The sequence below is a fragment of the Aquifex sp. genome, from assembly GCF_056494385.1.
Genome location: NZ_JBSLZM010000078.1, coordinates 1 through 2539, shown reverse-complemented (window position 1 = coordinate 2539; position 2539 = coordinate 1). Strand labels below are relative to the sequence as shown.

2 protein-coding genes are annotated in these 2539 nt (G+C 45.4%); both read right to left on the bottom strand.

The features are described 5' to 3' along the window. A partial coding sequence (locus ACWB1W_RS06160; RefSeq protein WP_479370504.1) for a type III-B CRISPR module-associated Cmr3 family protein occupies positions 1–705 on the bottom strand: 705 nt, incomplete at its 3' end. Position 706: 1 nt separating this feature from the next. Continuing rightward, the coding region (cas10, locus tag ACWB1W_RS06155) for a type III-B CRISPR-associated protein Cas10/Cmr2 (protein ID WP_479370503.1) at positions 707–2539 on the bottom strand (1833 nt) is incomplete at its 5' end.

The window sequence follows — 2539 nt, the reverse complement described above, 5'->3', positions numbered from 1 at the left end:
CAAGCCTCCTTCCACAAAGGTGTGGGTCAGTGTGTAGAGTTTGTAGCGTTTGCCTGCTTCAATGCTTCTACCTTTTAGCAGACTCTCAAAACCGTCAGGCAGCTTCGTGCTTTCCTCTATCTCAACGGGATTCCTCTCACCGCCGAAGAACTTTCCCTTTGTTGTGTCAAGCCCCTTTGCAAGAAAGCACAGGTTTACGCCTTTTTTCAGCCTCATCCTGTCGTGGAAGTAAAGCCTCCCCTCCTCTCCCGTCATAGTTTTTCTGTCAAGCTTCAAGCCCACCTTGTTTTCCACCTCAAAGAACTCCCCAGCCGGGAGGACCTTTAAGCTGTTCTGGTTTCCTTCAGCCCATGCGGACATCAGATCCTCGGAGCTTATAAAGTACTGACCGAGGGTCTCATAGGCGTTCTCTCTATCATCTATTTGTGGTATTTTCCCGTTGTAGTAAGCTATCCTCAGGTCCCCATCCCCGAACTGTTTTTTCTTCCTTCTCCCGACTATGTCAGCGGGGGCGGGAAGGAATAAATCCTTTTTATCCTCTTTCCAGAAGAAAACACCGTAGCAGGGAGTTCCTTTCTTAAGCAGTCTGAAAGTCCTCATTATGTTCGGAAGCTCAAGACCAGGAAGGTAGTGCTCTTCTTCTGTAAAGTGCTTAAGCCCGCCGAACCAGAAGGCGTTGTATCCCTTTACCTTAACCAGCCTCACCTCACACCTCCTCAATTCTGGCCCCTACCGTTCTTGCTACATAAAGAAGGTTAAGGTAGTTATCTATGCTCCTTTCGGTCCTTTCCTCTTCACTCTTAGCTTCCCAGTAATTTTTCGCCTTTCGGATGAACTCCAAGGAACGATTGCTCAGCTCTTGCCCTATCTCGCCATATCCTCTTTGGATGTGCCTCTTAAAAGCCCTCTTTATAAGTGGGGCTGCCATATCCAGGTGCTGAAAGCCCGCTATTAGCCTCAGGTCGTAGGCAACCCTTGAGCTTAGTTTTTTCTCCTTGAAGGCTTTAAAGAGTTTTTCGTAAAGCTCAAGGTCTTCCCACTTCGCCACGAAATCGGTAAGAAGCCCCGTCCTCGTCATGACGCCCATGCAGACCGCTCCCTTCCCTTTCACCGACTTTGCCTTCTGCTCAAGATATCTTGCCTTGTCAAGGACCATCTGGAGGTTAGCTTTGGCGTGGGCTATAAGGATGCCCGCACTTACTGAGGGTTTTCTACCTTCCTTTGCGAGATACTTCAGCTTATCTGTAAATATTTCTGCACACTTTTTCGCATAGCTGAGTGCATCGTAAGGATGAAGAAGGGCAAGGAGGTCGTCCGCTCCTGCATAGACGACCTGTTTGGAGAAGTTCGTAATCTTAGAGACCTCACTCGCATACTCTGAGAGCGTCTTTGAAAAATCTTCGTGGAATTTTTCGTTCAGTCTATCCTTCCTAATCTCGCTCCTTTTCCCGAGCCACTCTCCTATGCTGTCTCCGTCCGATATCAGGACCGCAAAGTAAGGGTTTTTGTGTTCTATTTCCTTTTCCTTTAGCCTGTTGTAAAGACTCTCTATGTCTTCCTTTAGCCCTTTTAAGCTTTCATCTTCTTTAAAAAGGGCTTCCCATGCTTCCTTTCTGAAGAGCTCAGAGTCAAAGGAGAGACAGCCTTTTAGCTCTCCATTTACATTAAGAGGCAAAACCTCAACCAGATATGGGGTGTCTTTTAATTTCTTACCAAGGTTCAGCAGGCTTTCTTTAAGATTTGAGTCTTCTTTTATTTCCTCCTTCAGCTTTTCCTTAAACTTTATACCCGCTATCTCCTCCGTTGAAGGATAATGCCACCTGTCCTCTCCCAGACCGAGGTCTTCTTTGCAGAACTTTACCGCAAACCTCTTAACAAGACAGACACCGCATAATCTCTCTGAGTTCTTTATATGACGAGCAACCTCCTCGTTAAATATCCTGTCCTTTTCCTTCCAGTTTATGGCGAGGTGGAGCCTCTCACCGCACATGGTGCATCCGTCGGGGTAAGTCCTGCTGGCATCTTCTCCCACAGATGTTTCGTCCATAAGACCCCTGTAAGGTCTCCAGGACTTCAAAGCTCCGAGTTTCCTTTCAAGGGAGTCATAGGCTTCTTCATAGTTTTCTTTTCCTTGCACTTTCTCCGTATTACAAAAGCAGGAAAAGTAGTTTTTAACATGCATTTTAAACTGTTCTTCAACTTTATTCAGAATGCCTCTGTCATTTACACTTTCCTTTATTCCCTTCCAAGTTTTTTCCCATATATTTCTCCACTCTTCATAGAATTTTTTCCTTAGTTCTTCACACAAGTTCTCATCCTCAACCAATGCAACCAGCCTGTTCGGGAAGTTCGCGAGGGTGTTTCCGGGGCTTTTTTCATCTTCCTCTTTGATTTCTTTGAAGGGATATATTACTTTTTCATTTTTACTGTTTAAATATCTCACAAGGTTTCTTGTGATGTGTGATATAATAAAACTACCTGCAAAGAGATCCCTTGTTCTCCTTGCGGTACCTATAAATCCCTGAACTGGTGAGAAGGT